Consider the following 15498-nt stretch of genomic DNA (forward strand, 5'->3'; position numbering starts at 1 on the left):
CCTGCGTCTCCCGTGCCTCCTGCGTCTCCCATGTCCCCTGCGTCTTCCGTGCTGTTTGCGGCTCGTGGGGCTCGTGCGGCTTGTGCCGTTCGTGCCGCTCGTGCCGCGTACGAGGCCCGTTCCGTCCGCCCAGCCCCTGCTCACCCGCTGACGTCATGGCCAGATACTTGCACATCCTGGCCATCTGGCCACTCGTCGCGATCGATGAGCCGAGCGGACGCTCGACGTATGCGACATGCGAACGCCGAAGTGAGCAGGAGTGCGGACCCCGGTACCACCCGAACCACCCCAGGAGCGGGCCCGGAAAGGAGGACCGCCACCCTCCGGAGGCCCCTCCGGCGGCCCCGCCGGACACCCCTCTGGACGACCCCCTGGACGGTCGCCGCCGTCGCCGCCCTCGCGATCGTCGCCGCGGGCACCTTCACCACCCTCGCGGGACTCCTCGTCGGGCCGCTGCACGCCGAGCACGGCTGGTCGCGCGGGGCCATCGGGGTCGGGAGCGCGGTGCACATGGTCGTGTACGGGGCGACCGCGCCGTTCGCCGCGGCGCTGATGGACCGCTTCGGCATGCGGTACGTGACGACGTGCGCCCTCGGCCTGGTCGGCGCGGGAGCCGTGCTGACCGCGACCGCGATGACCGCGGCCTGGCAGTTCGCGCTCTACTGGGGCGTACTGGTGGGCCTCGGCAGCGGCGCCACCTCGATGGCCTTCGCGGCCGTCGTCACCGAGCGGTGGTTCGTGGCACGGCGCGGCCTGGTCACAGGGCTGCTCACGGCGGCGAGCGTGGTGGGGCAGTTCGTGTTCCTGCCGGTGCTCTCCGAGATCGTCGGGCGGTACGGGTGGCGGTCCGCGACCCTCACGCTCGCGGGGGCGGCCCTGCTCACCGGGCCCCTGGTGTGGCTGGTGCTCCGCGACCACCCGGCGGACGCGGGGCTGCGCCCGTACGGGGCCGCGGCGCCCGTACCCCGCCCCGCACCGGTCACCGGAGCGGCACGACGAGCCGTACGTGTCCTGCTGCGCTCGGCCCGCACCGGGCCCTTCTGGCTGCTCGCCGGGACCTTCGCCATCTGCGGGGCCTCGACGAACGGGGTGATGTGGACGCACTTCACACCCGCCGCACACGACCACGGCATGGCGACGACCGCCGCCTCCTCGCTGCTCGCGCTCGTCGGGATCTTCAACGTGGCGGGCACGGTGGCCTCCGGCTGGCTCACCGACCGCCGTGACCCGCGACGGCTGCTCGCCGCGTACTTCGCGGTGCGCGGGGTGGCGCTGCTCGCCCTCCCGCTGCTGCTCACCGCCACAGTGCAGCCGCCCCTCGTCGCCTTCGTCGTCGTCTTCGGCCTGCTCGACGTGGCGACGGTGCCACCGACGATCGCCCTGTGCCGCGCCCACTTCGGCGCCGACGCCGCCGTCGTGTTCGGCTGGGTCAACTCCGCCCACCAGGTGGGCGCGGGCGCCGTGGCGTTCCTGGGCGGCGTGGCGCGGGACGCGTTCGGGTCGTACGACGTGGTGTGGGTGGGGACGGCTGGGCTGTGCGGGGCGGCGGCGATGCTGTCGCTCGCGAGCCGTGCCCCGAGGCCCACCCCACCGCAAGGTCACGTGCGCTCTTGAGGGCGCTCCCAAGTTCTGGGACTTGAGCCAGGGTGCACCCCGGTCAACCCCCGAACGCCCGAGAAACCGTAAAGATCAACAACCCCGCCAACGCCCCCACCACAGTCCCGTTGATCCGGATGAACTGCAGATCCCGCCCGATGTGCGCCTCGATCTTCTTCGAGGTGTGTTCGGCGTCCCAGCCCGCGACGGTGTCCGTGATCAGGGACGTGATCTCGTTTCGGTACGTCGTCACGACGTACACCGCGGCGCCTTCGACCCAGCCGTCGACCTTCTCCTGGAGGCGGGTGTCGGTGGCCATGCGTTGGCCGAGGGAGAGGAGGGCGGCGCGGACGCGGAGGCGGAGTTCGCTGCGTTCGTCCTCGGCGGCGGCCACGATCATCTGGCGGACGGCCGACCAGGCGGAGGCGATCAGGTCCTGGACCTCGGGGCGGGCCAGGACGTCGCGCTTGAGGTTCTCCACGCGGGCGCGGGTGTCCGTGTCGGACTGGAGGTCGGAGGCGAAGTCGGTGAGGAAGCGGTCCAGGGCGCCGCGGGCCGGGTGCTCCGGCATGTCGCGCATCTCGGTGACGAAGCGGAGCAGTTCCTTGTAGACACGTTCGCCGACCTTCTTGTCGACGAAACGGGGGGTCCAGCCGGGGGCGCCGCCCTGTACGGCGACCATCACCGAGTCCGCGTGCGTGATCAGCCAGTCGTGCGCCCGTACGCAGACCAGGTCCACGACGCGCCGGTGGCCGCCGTCCGCGACGACCTTCTCCAGCATCTTGCCGATGCCGGGGGCGATCTCCTGGGCGTCGGCGCGGCGCGTGATGGCCTCGCCGACGACGGCCTGCACGTCCGAGTCGCGCAGGACGGTGAGCGCGCCGCGCAGCGCGGTGGCCAGCTCGGCGGTCACGCGGTCGGCGTGCTGCGGCTCGGCCAGCCAGGTGCCGAGGCGGCTGCCGATGCCCACCGCGCGCAGGCGCTGCCGCACGACCGCGCGGGAGAGGAAGTTCCCCCCGACGAAGTCGCCGAGCGAGGCACCCAGTTGGTCCTTCTTCCTGGGGATGATCGCCGTGTGCGGGATGGGGATGCCGAGCGGGTGCCGGAACAGCGCCGTCACCGCGAACCAGTCGGCGAGCGCGCCCACCATGCCCGCCTCGGCCGCCGCCGCGACATATCCGGCCCAGGCGCCGGCGCCGGTGTTCTGCGCCCACTTCGCGAGGACGTACACGACGGCTACGAAGAGGAGCAGGCCCGTCGCCGTCAGCTTCATCCTGCGGACGCCGCGCTGCTTCTCCGCGTCGGCCTCGCTGAAGCCACCGGGGCCGACCGGAGCGCCCCCGCCGGGGCCGAGCGGGCCCATCGGACCATCGCCGGGGCCGACCGGCCCCGCCGGATCACCGCCGGTGCCGACCGGGCCCACCGGACCACCACCGGGACCGACCGGTCCCGCCGGATCACCGCCGGTGCCGGGCGCCCCAGCCCCAGCTCCCTCCGCCTTCGTACGCTCCATGCCTGGCGCCCCGTCTTCGTCTTCGCTGTCTGATTCGTACGCGTTCACGGCTTCGTACGCGTTTACGGCTTTGTACGCTTTCACGGCTTTTCCAGCAGTTCGTCAGCCCGTGTGCGTTTCCTTGTACGCGTACCCCGTGAGCGTCGTCTCTTCCTCTCCTACTCCCGGAACGAACCACAAGTTCCCGGCGTCTGAGTGAGCAGAGGGGGGCAGTGTCGGCCCGCTCCCGGCCCATGACGCATCATGGGGTGTTCACACCGGAGCCTCGGGCTCCCCCTTCCCGAGGAGACACAGCCCGCATGGCCAAGCGTCACGGTTATGCACTGCTGGCCGCCCTGCTCGCGGTCATAGTGGTCGTTTCGGCCGCCATATACGTCGGTGTCAACGGCACCGGCGACGACGACAGGGACCAGCTCAGCGCCGGCCCCGGCGGACCGCGGAACTCCGCGGCACCGGCCTCCGCGGGCACCTGGGTCGGCACCTGGTCCGCCTCCCCCGCGGGCGCCGAACCCGGCACCGGGGAGCGGGGCATGGCGGGCCGCTCCGTACGCAACGTGGTGCACACCAGCGTCGGCGGCGAGCGGGCCCGCGTCACCCTGTCGAACCTGTTCGGCACCCAGCCGCTCACCATCACGCACGCCTCCGTGGCCGTGGCCGCCGCCTCCAACAACCCGGCCGCCGCCGTCGACACGCTGCGCCGCCTCACCTTCCGCGGCGACACCTCGGTGGTGATCCCGCCGGGGCAGCAGATCGTGAGCGACGCCGCCGGGCTGCGGGTGCCGCAGAACACCGACCTGCTGGTTACGACGTACTCCCCGGCCGCTTCGGGGCCGGTCACATACCACCCGCACGCCCGGCAGATCTCGTACGTCGCCGACGGCGACCACACCGAGGACCCGAGCGGGGCCGCGTACCAGGAGCAGACCCCCTACTGGCGCTACCTCTCCGCCGTCGACGTGCTCAGCAGCGAGACCGACGGCACCGTCGTCGTCATCGGCGACTCCATCACCGACGGCATCTCCTCCACCATGGGCGCCAACCGCCGCTGGACCGACGGGCTCGCCGCCCGGCTGCGCGACGAGGCCGGCGCGCCGCGCTACAGCGTCGTCAACCAGGGCATCAGCGGCAACCGCGTGCTGTCCGACGGACGGCCAGGACCGCGCGGGCCCGGCGCCAACCCGAGCGGCCTGTCCCGCTTCGACCGGGACGTGCTGAACCGCGCCGGCGTCAAGGCCGTCGTCATCGCCCTCGGCATCAACGACATCCTGCGCGGCCAGGAGACCGACGCCGACCGCATCGCCGACGGGCTGCGCGAGCTGACCCGGCAGGCGCACACGCGGGGGCTGCGGGTGGTCGGGGCGACGCTCATGCCCTTCGGCGGGCACCGCGGGTACACGCCCGCGCTCGAACGCGTGCGGCAGGCCGTCAACGCGGAGATCCGCTCCGGGAAGGTCTTCGACGAGGTCGCCGACTTCGACAAGGCGCTGCGCGACCCCTACGACCCGCGGGCGCTGCTCGACCGGTACGACTCCGGGGACCATCTGCACCCCAGCGATGAGGGGTTCCGGCGCATGGCGCACACGTTCACCCCGTCCGACCTGCGGGGATCGACGGACGCGGCGCTCTAGCCGCGGGACGCGCAGCTACAGCCGCAGGACGCGACGCCCTAGCCGCTCCGTCAGCCCGAGCTGCTCCGTCAGCCCAAGCCGCTCCGTCAGCCCAAGCTGCGGCCGCAGGCCGATCGGCCTGCGGCCTCGTCCTCAAGCGCCGGACGGGCTTGCTCCCGCCCGGCCACGGCCCCCGGCACGGTCAGTGCAGACGGCGCCGCTCCTCGCGGCGCTGCTCGTGCAGCGCCTTGCGCTCCGCCTTCAGGCGCGCCCGCTCCTGCTTGCGCAGCTTCCGCTCCACCCCCACCCCGCCCATCAGCGCGAACCCGGTGACGACCACGCGGGGCGAACCGGGCGTGCCCACACCCGTCGCGTCGTCGTCGAAGCCGCCCATGATGCCGAAGCCCTTGACGGTGACGTTCAGCTCCGGCGGTACGGTGACATGGATACCGCCCATGATCGCGAAGCACCGGATGACCACGTCCCGGTCGGCGAAGCGGGCCTCGCGCAAATCGATCTCGCCGCCGCCCCACATCGCGAACGACGTGAACAGGCGCCCGACCGTCCAGCCGCCCTTGCGGTTGAACCCGCCCCAGAAGGCGACCGCCCCGCCGGACGAGGGCTCGCCGCCGACGATCCGCTCGGACCAGTCGATCTCCAGGGAGTCGTCGTCGCCCGGGGTCCGCTTGGTCATGGGGACCCTGGGGCCCGGTTGCAGGGCCGCCGGGAGGTCACGGGTGAGGGGCGTCAGCTCGCCGTAGGTGCGGGCCCGGTAGGCCGCGTCCAGGCGTTCGCCGAACTCCTCCATGTCCAGGCGCCCTTCCGCGAGCGCCTCGCGGAGCGCGTCGGCGACCTTCTCGCGGTCCGCGTCGGAGGCCCGCAGCCGGTCGTGGCTCAGCTCGGCCGATCCCGGAGCGGCGGGGACCGGCTCGGCCGACCCCGGCGCCGCGGGGGTCGGGGCCGCGGCACCCGGGGCGGCAGGGGTGGAAGGGTCCGGCCCGTCTGCGGGGCGCGGCGGCGTGGGCTCGGCGTCCGTCATGTCCGCAGCCTACGAGGTCACCCGGTCCGCGTACATCTTGGCAATGACGGCTTCGATGTCGGGTTCGCGCACGGACAGGTCCACCAGCGGATAGCGCGCCGCGACCGCGGCGACGAGCGGCGCCGCCGACGCGGCGGCCGGGAACGCCAGCCACTGCCGCGGGCCCTCCACCTTCACGACCCGCGCCGACTCGACCTCCAGGGGCGGAAGTTCACGTTCCAGATCGACGACGAGCGTGCGTTCGCTCTCGCCCACCTCGTGCAGACCGTCCAGCGGGCCGTCGTACATCAGCCGCCCGTGGTCGATGACCATGACGCGGCGGCACAGCTGCTCGATGTCGGTGAGGTCGTGGGTGGTCAGGAGCACGGTGGTACCGGCTTCCGCGTTCAAGTCGCGCAGGAACTCCCGTACCTTCGCCTTGCTGACCACGTCCAGGCCGATCGTCGGCTCGTCCAGGTACAGCACCTCCGGGTCGTGCAGAAGCGCCGCCGCGATGTCGCCGCGCATCCGCTGCCCGAGCGAGAGCTGGCGCACGGGCACGTCCAGGAGGTCGGCCAGGTCCAGGAGTTGGACGCAGCGGTCCAGGTTCTCGGCGTAGCGGCGGTCCGGGATGCGGTACATGCGGTGCATCAGGCGGTACGAGTCGATGAGCGGCAGGTCCCACCACAGTGTGGTGCGCTGTCCGAAGACCACGCCGATCCGGCGCGCGAGGCGGGTGCGCTCGCGCGCCGGGTCGATGCCCGCGACCCGCAGGCGGCCCCCGCTCGGCGTGAGGATGCCGGTCAGCATCTTGATCGTGGTGGACTTCCCGGCGCCGTTCGGGCCGATGTAGCCGACCATCTCGCCGCGCCGCACCCGGAAGGTGATCCCGTCCACGGCCCGCACCTGGTGCCGCTCCCGGCGCAGGAAGCCGGTCTTCCTGCGTACGTCGAAGACCTTCTCGACGCCGTCCAGCGCGATGAAGCCGGCGTCCGGCCCGTCGTCGATGTCGGTGGTGTGCTCAGCGGTGGTCATGGTGAGGTCAGCTTCCTGTGCTGCGGTACGAGCGGAGCCCCGCACGCCACGCGAGACCGGCGAGCGCGCAGCACGCGACGGCCACCAGCGGCGGCGTGAAGGCCGCCCACGTCGGCAGGGCGAGCGGATAGGGGCGCCCGAGCACGTACAGGCCGGGCAGCCAGTTGACGAAGGCGATGGGCACCAGGAAGGTGGCGCCGCGCACCATGTCCTTGCCGAAGACGGTCGGCGGGTACTGGAGGAGCGTGTTGCCGCCGTAGGTGAACGCGTTCTGCACCTCGGAGGCGTCCTGGGCGACGAACTGGAAGGCCGCGCCCGCGACGAAGACCGCCGCGAAGATGGCCGCTCCGCTCACCACCATCAGCGGGATCATCAGGACCTTGAGCGGCGTCCAGGCGATGTCCACGGCGAACAGGGCGTACCCGAGGATCAGCAGGCCCTGCGTCACCCGGCCGAGGCGCCTGAGCGCGAACCGGTCCGCGGCGACCTGCGCGAGGACCGGAGCGGGGCGCACCAGAAGGGTGTCCAGGGTGCCGTCGCGCACCCGCCTGCCGAGCCGGTCCATGGAGCCGATGGCGAGGTCGGCGAGGCCGAAGGCGGTGCTCGCCGCCCCGTACAGGAAGGCGACCTCGGCGAGACCGTAGCCGCCGAGCGCGTCGACCTGGGAGAACATCAGGAGGATCGCGACGAAGTCGAGCACCGTGGCCGCGAAGTTGCCGAAGGTCGTCATGGCGAACGACGCCCGGTAGGCCATCGTGGAGCGGATCCACATCGCGCTGATCATCCGGTAGGCGCGCAGGCCGTCCAGGGCCCGGGTCAGCGGCCCTTCGGGGGTGCCGTCGCGCAGGCCGGACGGCGCCTCCCGGGGCACGTCCCCGGCCGCCGCCCCGGCCTCCTGCCGCGTGTCGTGCTGCCGCAGCCGCTCAGCCACCCTGCACCACCACCCTGCGGGTCGCCACGGACTGGAGCAGCCGCCCGCCCGCGAGCAGCACGGCGGCCCAGCCCGCCTGGAACGCGTACGTGGCGAGCAGGTCCGCGCCCGTGTGCTTGCCGAGGAAGACGTCGGCGGGCACCTGCATCAGCGCCGACCACGGCAGGGCGCGGGCGATCTCGCCGAGCGCCCCCGGGAAGACGTTCAGCGGGAGCAGCATCCCGGAGAAGAACATGCTCGCCAGCCACGCGATCTGCGCCACACCCGCGCCGTCGATGAGCCAGAAGGCGCTGAGCGCCACCAGGAACCGCAGCGCGAAGCTGACGAGCACCCCGAGCAGTACGGCGACCGTCGCCGCGAGCCATGTCAACGCGTCGCCGGGCAGTGCCAGGGAGAAGAAGATCCCGCCGAAGACCATCGGCGCCACACCCCGCGCGAGCAGCTGGAACGCGGCCCGGCCCAGGTCCCCGGCCAGCCACCAGGCCTGGAGGTCGGCGGGGCGGTACAGGTCGATGGCTACGTCGCCGGTGCGGATGCGCGTCATCAGCTCGTCCTCGAAGCCGCCGCCCATCACCGCGACCGTGGTCAGGAGCGCCTGCCCGATCCACACGTACGTGAGAGCCTCCGCCTGGTCGTATCCTCCAAGTCCAGGCTTCTCGTCCCACAGGGCAATATAGGTGTAGGTCAGGATCACTCCGAAGACAGTGTTGGTGAAGACACCGGCCAAGGTCGCGATCCGGTACGTGGCATATCGCCGGAAACTGCCCGCGGCGACGGCCTCGTACAGGCGGAACCGTCCTGATCTCACGCACATCCCTTTCAGAGAGTCCCGTCCCGCTCCAGGCCACCGCGCCCGGGTCCGTTCCGGACCGAAGCGCAGGAGCCTAGTGCGGACGGGGCCGCCCGTGCCAGGCATTTTCGGGTGCGGTGCGTCTGGTCTGAGAGGCGTGCGGTGACAGTGTGCAATGGGTCGTACGAGGCGTGCTGGATGTACGAGGTGTACGAGATGTACGACGCGAACGCGAACCGGGAGTTCCGCGAGACATGAGCAGCGACGAGCCACAGCGGCAGTCGGGCGACGGGAAGGAAGAGCCCGCCGCCCGGCGAGGGGAACCCGCCGCCCGCCAGGACGGGCCGGCCTCCGGCCCCGCCGGCAGGGCCCCTCGGCCGAGTGACCCCGCTCAGGGCCCCACCGCCCCGCAGGGCCGTCCGACGGGACCGGGCAACGGCCCCACGACCCCGGGCAACCGCCCCGCGGCCTCGGGCCAGGGCCCCGCGGTCCCGGGTCGAGGTCCGGCATCCCCGGGCAACCGCCCCGCAGCCCCGGGCCAGGGCCCGGCATCCCCGGGCAACCGCCCCACCGCTCCGGGCAACCGCCCTCCGGCCCCGGGCAACCGCCCCGCAGCCCCGAAGGACGGCCCCGCCACCCAGCAGCTCCGGCCCGTCGGGAAGGGCGGGAAGGGCGGTGCGGGTGCGGCAGGTGCGGCGGGCTCCGCGGCCGGGGGTGCGCCCGACCCCGCCACCCAGCAGCTCCGGCCCGTCTCCGGCGGCAGCGGGAGCGGGAGTGGCGGCGGCAAGGGCCAGCGAGTCCCGGCGTGGGCGCCCCGCGACCCGGAGGGCGGCCCCACCGGCACCGCGGCCGCCTCCGCCGCCGAGGCCCCCGTACCCGGCGCACCCGGCGAGAAGGGCACCGACGGCAAGAAGGCCAAGAAGAAGCGGCCCAAGCGCAAGGGCTGGCGGCGGCTCTTCCCGACCTGGCGCATGGTCCTCGGCGGGTTCCTCTTCGTGGTCCTGCTGTGCGTGGGCGCGTTCACCGCGGGCTATCTGCTCATCGACATCCCGCCCGCCAACGCCACGGCCACCAAGCAGGCCAACGTCTATCTGTACGCCGACGGCACCGAACTGGCCCGGGACGACAGCAAGGGCATGAACCGCGAGAACGTCCCGCTGTCCAAGGTCCCCAAGCATGTGCAGCACGCCGTGCTCGCGGCCGAGGACCGGGACTTCTACGGGGAGTCCGCCGTCGACCCGAAGGCGATGCTCCGCGCCGCGTACAACACCGTCACCGGCAAGGGCAAGCAGTCCGGCTCGACGATCACGCAGCAGTACGTGAAGAACTACTACCTGGGCCAGGAGCAGACCGTCACCCGCAAGGTGAAGGAGTTCTTCATCGCGATCAAGCTGGACCGCGAGGTGAGCAAGGACGACATCCTGGAGGGCTACCTCAACACCAGCTACTTCGGCCGCAACGCCTACGGCGTGCAGGCCGCCGCCCAGGCGTACTACGGCAAGGACGTCGAGGACCTCACCGTCGGCCAGGGCGCCTACCTCGCGACGCTGGTGAACGCCCCGAACGCCTACGACGTGTCGGCCCACCCGGAGAACAAGCCGAACGCCATGGGCCGCTGGAACTACGTCCTGGGCGGCATGGTCAAGGAGGGCTGGCTGCCCGCCTCCGAGCGGCAGCAGAAGTTCCCGATGCCGAAGCAGGCCAAGGGCAACCAGGACCTGTCCGGGCAGCGCGGCTATGTGGTCAAGGCCGTCGAGGACTACCTCATCGACAACCGGATCATCGAGGAGAACGACCTCCACAAGGGCGGCTACCGCATCACGACGACCCTGCAGAAGCCCCGGCAGGACGCGTTCGTGGAGGCCGTCGACGACCAGGTGATGTCGAAGGTCGACAAGAAGGCCCGCAAGATCGACCGGAACGTGCGGGTGGGCGGCGCCTCCGTGGACCCGGCGACCGGCAAGGTCGTCGCGATGTACGGCGGCATCGACTACACCAAGCAGTTCGTCAACAACGCGACCCGCCGCGACTACCAGGTCGGTTCGACCTTCAAGCCGTTCGTGTTCACCTCGGCCGTGCAGAACGACTCGGTGACCCAGGCCGGTCAGACGATCACGCCGAACACCGTCTACGACGGCAACAACAAGCGTCCCGTGGTGGGCTGGGACGGCGGCACGTACGCGCCCGCCAACGAGGACGACGGCATGTACGGCGACATCACCGTGCGCGAGGCCACCGACAAGTCGGTGAACTCGGTGTACGCGCAGATGGCCGTCGACGTCGGCTCCAAGCAGGTCAAGGACACCGCGGTCGCGCTCGGCGTACCGGAGAAGACCCGGGACATGTACGCGTCGCCGTCCATCGCGCTCGGCACGGCCACGGCGTCCGTGCTCGACATGACGCAGGCCTACGCGACGCTCGCCAACCACGGCCAGCACGGCTCGTACACGATGGTCGAGAAGGTCACCAAGAACGGTGAGGAGGTCACGCTGCCGGAGCGGGGCGAGAAGACGGCGGTGAGCCGGGAGGCCGCCGACACCACGACCTCCGTCCTGCGCAGCGTCGTCGACTCCGGCACCGGCACGGCGGCGCTCGCCGCGGGCCGCCCGGCGGCCGGCAAGACCGGTACGGCGGAGGAGGACAAGGCGGCCTGGTTCGCCGGCTACACCCCGGACCTGGCGACGGTCGTGGCCATCATGGGCGCGGACCCGGAGACGGCCAAGCAGACACCGCTGTACGGGGCGCTCGGCGAGGCGCGCATCAACGGCGGCGGCTACCCGGCGAAGATCTGGGCGCAGTTCACCAAGGAGGCCCTGAAGGGCAAGCCCGTCAAGGACTTCGACCTGGAGCTGGAAGCCGGCGCCGATGTGCCGCCGCCCGACCCGTCGGAGCCCCCCGAGGACCCCGGCACCGACGAGGACACCGGCGGCACGACGGACGGGACCGACGGCGGCACGGACGGCACCGACGGGGGCACCGCCGACGGTGGCGCCACCACGGACGGCGGCACCGACCAGGGCGGTCAGGGCGGCCCCGGCCAGGGCGGCCAGACCCAGGGACAGAACCAGGGTCCGACCGGCGGCCCGGCCCAGGGCGGCCAGACCGAGGGCCAGGACCAGGGGCAGACCCAGGGCCCCACGCAGGGGCAGACCGAGGGGCCGACCGGCGGCGGGGCCCAGGGCGGCGCGGCCGACGGGGGTGCCGCGGACGGCGGTGCGGCCGACGGCGGCGGCCAGAGCCAGGGCGCCCTCGGCGGGCTCACGCAGGGGACGACGACCGGGCGGGGCGGGCGGGACTGACCCGCCCGCCCCGCGGGGCGCGCCGTCAGTGGCCGCTGGTGGCCTTCAGGCCCACGACGGCCACCAGCAGCAGACAGACGAAGAAGATCCTGGCCGCGGTGGTGGGTTCGCCGAGCGCGACCATCCCGACCACCGCGGCACCGGCCGCGCCGATGCCGACCCACACGCCGTAGGCCGTGCCGATGGGCAGGGTCTTGGCGGCGTACGAGAGCAGCACCATGCTGGCGACGATGCCCGCGCCGGTGAACACGCTCGGCCACAGGCGGGTGAAGCCCTCGGTGAACTTCATGCCGATCGACCAGCCGACTTCCAGCAGACCGGCGACGACAAGCAGGACCCAGGCCATGACGGCACCTCCGAAAAGTGGGACTTCAGGGGGTGCGTCGTCTTTGCGGATCCCGGTACGGCGCGTCTCGTCGGGTGCTTCCACGGTAGCAAGAGGCATGGAGAAAGGGCTGGTGACGATGGTCACCAGCCCCATGGGCCGTTCGCCGCGGGTTCCTGCGCCGCAGGTAGGGCCCGGCCCCCTGCCCGGCAGGTACGGGCTCTGCGCCGCAGGCACTGGCCTCCGCGCTACAGGTACAGGCCGGTCGAGTCCTCGGAGCCCTCGAAGCGGTCCGCCGCCACGGCGTGCAGATCGCGCTCGCGCATCAGGACGTACGCCACGCCCCGCACCTCGACCTCGGCCCGGTCCTCCGGGTCGTACAGGACGCGGTCGCCCGGCTCCACCGTGCGCACGTTCTGGCCCACGGCGACGACCTCGGCCCAGGCGAGCCGCTTGCCGACGGCCGCGGTCGCGGGGATCAGGATGCCGCCGCCGGAGCGCCGCTCGCCCTCCGCGGTGTCCTGGCGCACGAGCACGCGGTCGTGCAGCATCCGGATCGGCAGCTTGTCGTCGTGGGTGCTTGGTTCAGATGTCTTGGCGCTCACGCCCCGAACCTACCTGCCCGCACGCGCCCTGTACGCCCCCGGGTCAGGCCTTGCGGCGCTTGGTGCCGACCGCGAGCAGCCCGACCACGCCCACCACGAGCAGGGCCACGGGCACGATCCGCTCCAGGCGCGGCTCGCCGTTCTCCGCGACGAGCTGGCCCTTCACGTCGGAGACGAGACGGTTCGCCCCGACGTAGGCGCGGCCGAGCGTGTGGTCCACCTTCGAGGCGACCTTGGCCCTGGCGTCGCCGACGATCGTCTTCGGGTGGACCCGCACCCCGATCTCGTCGAGGGTTTCGGCGAGCTGGTCGCGCCGGCGCTTGATGTCCGCCTCGATCTGCGCAGGGGTCCTGGCATCCGCATCCGACACCGGGCTGCCTCCGTGGGTGTGTGACGTGCACTGGTCGTTCCACAGTCTGTCAGCTTCGCCCGCGCCGCACCCTGCGGCACCCCTATTACGCTCGACTCCGTCACCACACCCCTATGCGTGTGCGCCCCCGTGCGCGCCGTGCGAGGAGACCGGAAATGAGCGAGCGACTCCAGCCCGGGGACACCGCCCCCGCCTTCACCCTGCCCGACGCCGACGGCGCGGAGGTCTCCCTGGCGGACCACAAGGGCCGCAAGGTCATCGTGTACTTCTACCCCGCGGCGCTCACCCCGGGCTGCACCAAGCAGGCCTGCGACTTCACCGACAACCTGGACGTGCTCGCCGCCGCGGGCTACGACGTCATCGGGGTCTCCCCCGACAAGCCGGAGAAGCTCGCGAAGTTCCGCGAGAAGGAGAACCTGAAGGTCGCGCTGGTGGGCGATCCGTCCAAGGAGACCCTTGAGGCGTACGGCGCCTTCGGCGAGAAGAAGCTGTACGGCAAGACGGTGACCGGAGTGATCCGCTCCACCGTCGTCGTGGACGAGGAGGGCAAGGTGGAGCACGCCTTCTACAACGTCAAGGCGACCGGGCACGTAGCGAAGATCATCAGGGATCTGGGGGTCTGAGACCCGGGTCCAGGTCCCGGACCCGGTCCCGTCCTGGACCGGGATCCGGGCCCGTCCTGGACCGGGATCCGGCCGGGACCTGGCCGGGGCCTGGCCCGGCCGCCCGCGGGCTCACCTGCGTGGACGCACATGTGACGAACGCCCCCTCTCGGGGGGCTTCCGTTTGCGATCGCGGAGTTCGAGCAAGTGATGCCAGGGGCTCTGTCCGACACTCTCCGACAGGGACCCCGGGAATCACCCCGCAGCGAAAGGACCAGCTCCATGGCGGCCAGCAGTCACCAGGCCGACCCCGAGGCCGCCGCGCACCCCGGCGCCGACCCCGAGGCGGTGAAACGTCACCGCACCCTGTTCCGCGCGGTCAGACGGCGCCGGAACCCGCCCCTGCGGCGCACCGACATCACGGTGACCGACGAGGCGGCGGTGCGCAGGGCGGTGAAGGCGGCCTCGCTCGGCAACGCCATGGAGTGGTTCGACTTCGGCATCTACAGCTATCTGGCCGTCACCATCGGTCATGTCTTCTTCCCGTCGGGAAACGACACGGCCCAGCTGCTCTCCTCGTTCGCCACCTTCGCCGTGTCGTTCCTGGTGCGGCCGGTCGGCGGCATGGTGTTCGGCCCGATGGGCGACAAGCTGGGCCGCAAGAAGGTCCTCGCCCTGACGATGATCCTCATGGCGATCGGCACCTTCGCCATCGGCCTCATCCCGAGCTACGCCACCATCGGCTTCTGGGCGCCGGTGCTGCTGATCTTCTTCCGCCTGGTGCAGGGCTTCTCCACCGGCGGCGAGTACGGCGGTGCCTCCACGTTCATCGCCGAGTACGCGCCGGACAAGCGCCGCGGCTTCTTCGGCAGCTTCCTGGAGTTCGGCACGCTCGCCGGTTACGTCGGCGCGGCCGGTCTGGTCACCATCCTGACCACGCTGCTCGACGACGGCGCCATGGAGGCGTGGGGCTGGCGCATCCCGTTCCTGGTCGCGGGCCCGCTCGGCCTGGTCGGTCTGTATCTGCGGCTGCGCCTGGACGAGACCCCGGCGTTCCAGAAGCTGGAGGACCAGTCGTACCACTCGGCGACCGAGGCGGCCTCCGCCGTCGAGACGTCCGCCAAGGGCGACCTCGCGAAGATCTTCCGCGAGTACTGGCCGACGCTGATCCTGTGCATCGCCCTGGTCGGCGCGTACAACATCACCGACTACATGCTCCTGTCGTACATGCCGACGTATCTCACCGACGAGATGGGCTACGACGACACCCACGGCCTGGTGATCCTCATCGTCACCATGCTGGTCCTGATGCTGGTGATCAACCGGGTCGGTGTCCTGTCGGACCGCTACGGCCGCAAGCCGCTCCTGATGGCGGGCATGATCGGCTTCTTCGTCCTGTCGGTCCCGGCCTTCCTGCTGATCAAGCAGGGCGCCCTGGTCGCCGTCTCCGCGGGCATGCTGATGCTCGGCCTCTCGCTGGTGTGTCTGCTCGGCACGATGTCCGCGACGCTCCCCGCGCTGTTCCCGACGCCGGTGCGGTACGGCTCGCTCTCGGTCGGCTACAACCTCTCCGCGTCGCTGTTCGGCGGCACGGCGCCGCTGGTCATCACCGCGCTGATCAGCGTCACGGGCTCCGACATGATGCCCGCGTACTACGCGATGGCGGCCGCGCTCGTCGGCATCGTCGCGGTGGCCTGCCTGAAGGAGACCGCTCAGCAGCCCCTCAGCGGCTCCCCGCCGTCGGTGGAGAGCAAGGAGGAGGCCGCCGAGCTGGTGGAGGCGCAGGCCACGCTCCCGAAGTTCTGAC

The 15498-nt window shown here is 71.9% G+C and carries 13 protein-coding genes and 1 riboswitch; of the genes, 5 read left to right on the plus strand and 8 right to left on the minus strand.

Annotated elements, in window-relative coordinates:
* Positions 1-228 precede the first annotated feature (228 nt).
* Positions 229-1614: an MFS transporter gene (locus tag GPA10_RS08115; RefSeq protein WP_157164847.1), complete on the plus strand. Its 1386-nt coding sequence runs from the start codon at positions 229-231 to the stop codon at positions 1612-1614.
* A 43-nt stretch (positions 1615-1657) separates the two neighbouring features.
* Here GPA10_RS08115 and GPA10_RS08120 read toward each other — a convergent pair whose 3' ends face one another.
* Positions 1658-2959, minus strand: a complete 1302-nt coding sequence (locus GPA10_RS08120; protein ID WP_425505697.1) for a DUF445 domain-containing protein — start codon at positions 2957-2959, stop codon at positions 1658-1660.
* Positions 2960-3408: 449 nt separating this feature from the next.
* Between GPA10_RS08120 and GPA10_RS08125 the strand changes: the two genes are divergently transcribed.
* Positions 3409-4737, plus strand: a complete 1329-nt coding sequence (locus GPA10_RS08125) for an SGNH/GDSL hydrolase family protein (protein ID WP_058848439.1) — start codon at positions 3409-3411, stop codon at positions 4735-4737.
* A 181-nt stretch (positions 4738-4918) separates the two neighbouring features.
* Here the strand turns inward: GPA10_RS08125 and GPA10_RS08130 are convergent, their stop codons facing one another.
* The 4 genes from GPA10_RS08130 to GPA10_RS08145 are packed head-to-tail and all read right to left on the minus strand — an operon-like array spanning position 4919 to position 8514.
* Entirely contained in the window at positions 4919-5755 is an 837-nt protein-coding gene (locus tag GPA10_RS08130; RefSeq protein WP_198351534.1) for a DUF1707 SHOCT-like domain-containing protein, read from the minus strand.
* Positions 5756-5764: 9 nt separating this feature from the next.
* Complete coding sequence (locus tag GPA10_RS08135; protein WP_157164849.1) at positions 5765-6769, minus strand: ABC transporter ATP-binding protein; 1005 nt, start codon at positions 6767-6769, stop codon at positions 5765-5767.
* Positions 6770-6776: 7 nt separating this feature from the next.
* On the minus strand, positions 6777-7640 hold the full coding sequence (locus GPA10_RS08140; protein ID WP_425505698.1) for an ABC transporter permease: 864 nt from the start codon (positions 7638-7640) through the stop codon (positions 6777-6779).
* Between the two features lie 52 nt (positions 7641-7692).
* Positions 7693-8514, minus strand: coding sequence for an ABC transporter permease (locus GPA10_RS08145; protein WP_058848437.1), 822 nt, complete (start codon positions 8512-8514; stop codon positions 7693-7695).
* Positions 8515-9461: 947 nt separating this feature from the next.
* Here GPA10_RS08145 and GPA10_RS08150 point away from each other — a divergent pair.
* The gene (locus GPA10_RS08150) at positions 9462-11789 is read left to right on the plus strand and encodes a transglycosylase domain-containing protein (RefSeq protein ID WP_157164985.1); all 2328 of its coding nucleotides are present in this window, start codon (positions 9462-9464) and stop codon (positions 11787-11789) included.
* A gap of 25 nt (positions 11790-11814) precedes the next feature.
* Here the strand turns inward: GPA10_RS08150 and GPA10_RS08155 are convergent, their stop codons facing one another.
* The 3 genes from GPA10_RS08155 to GPA10_RS08165 all read right to left on the minus strand — a co-directional run bounded on the left by GPA10_RS08155 (position 11815) and on the right by GPA10_RS08165 (position 13089).
* Entirely contained in the window at positions 11815-12135 is a 321-nt protein-coding gene (locus GPA10_RS08155) for a DMT family transporter (RefSeq protein ID WP_157164850.1), read from the minus strand.
* A gap of 31 nt (positions 12136-12166) precedes the next feature.
* A riboswitch (guanidine-III (ykkC-III) riboswitch) is annotated at positions 12167-12230 on the minus strand.
* Between the two features lie 132 nt (positions 12231-12362).
* Positions 12363-12665, minus strand: a complete 303-nt coding sequence (locus GPA10_RS08160) for a GroES family chaperonin (protein WP_106967814.1) — start codon at positions 12663-12665, stop codon at positions 12363-12365.
* 97 nt (positions 12666-12762) lie between these two features.
* Complete coding sequence (locus tag GPA10_RS08165) at positions 12763-13089, minus strand: DUF3618 domain-containing protein (RefSeq protein ID WP_058848435.1); 327 nt, start codon at positions 13087-13089, stop codon at positions 12763-12765.
* A 155-nt stretch (positions 13090-13244) separates the two neighbouring features.
* Between GPA10_RS08165 and bcp the strand changes: the two genes are divergently transcribed.
* Both bcp and proP read left to right on the plus strand, forming a co-directional pair.
* Positions 13245-13712 (plus strand): thioredoxin-dependent thiol peroxidase, encoded by a 468-nt coding sequence (gene bcp / locus GPA10_RS08170; protein ID WP_157164851.1) that lies wholly within the window; start codon positions 13245-13247, stop codon positions 13710-13712.
* Positions 13713-13973: 261 nt separating this feature from the next.
* Positions 13974-15497: a glycine betaine/L-proline transporter ProP gene (proP, locus tag GPA10_RS08175; RefSeq protein WP_157164852.1), complete on the plus strand. Its 1524-nt coding sequence runs from the start codon at positions 13974-13976 to the stop codon at positions 15495-15497.
* The last annotated feature ends 1 nt before the right edge of the window (position 15498 follow it).

The sequence above is a fragment of the Streptomyces typhae genome (assembly GCF_009755605.1).
Taxonomy (GTDB): domain Bacteria; phylum Actinomycetota; class Actinomycetes; order Streptomycetales; family Streptomycetaceae; genus Streptomyces; species Streptomyces typhae.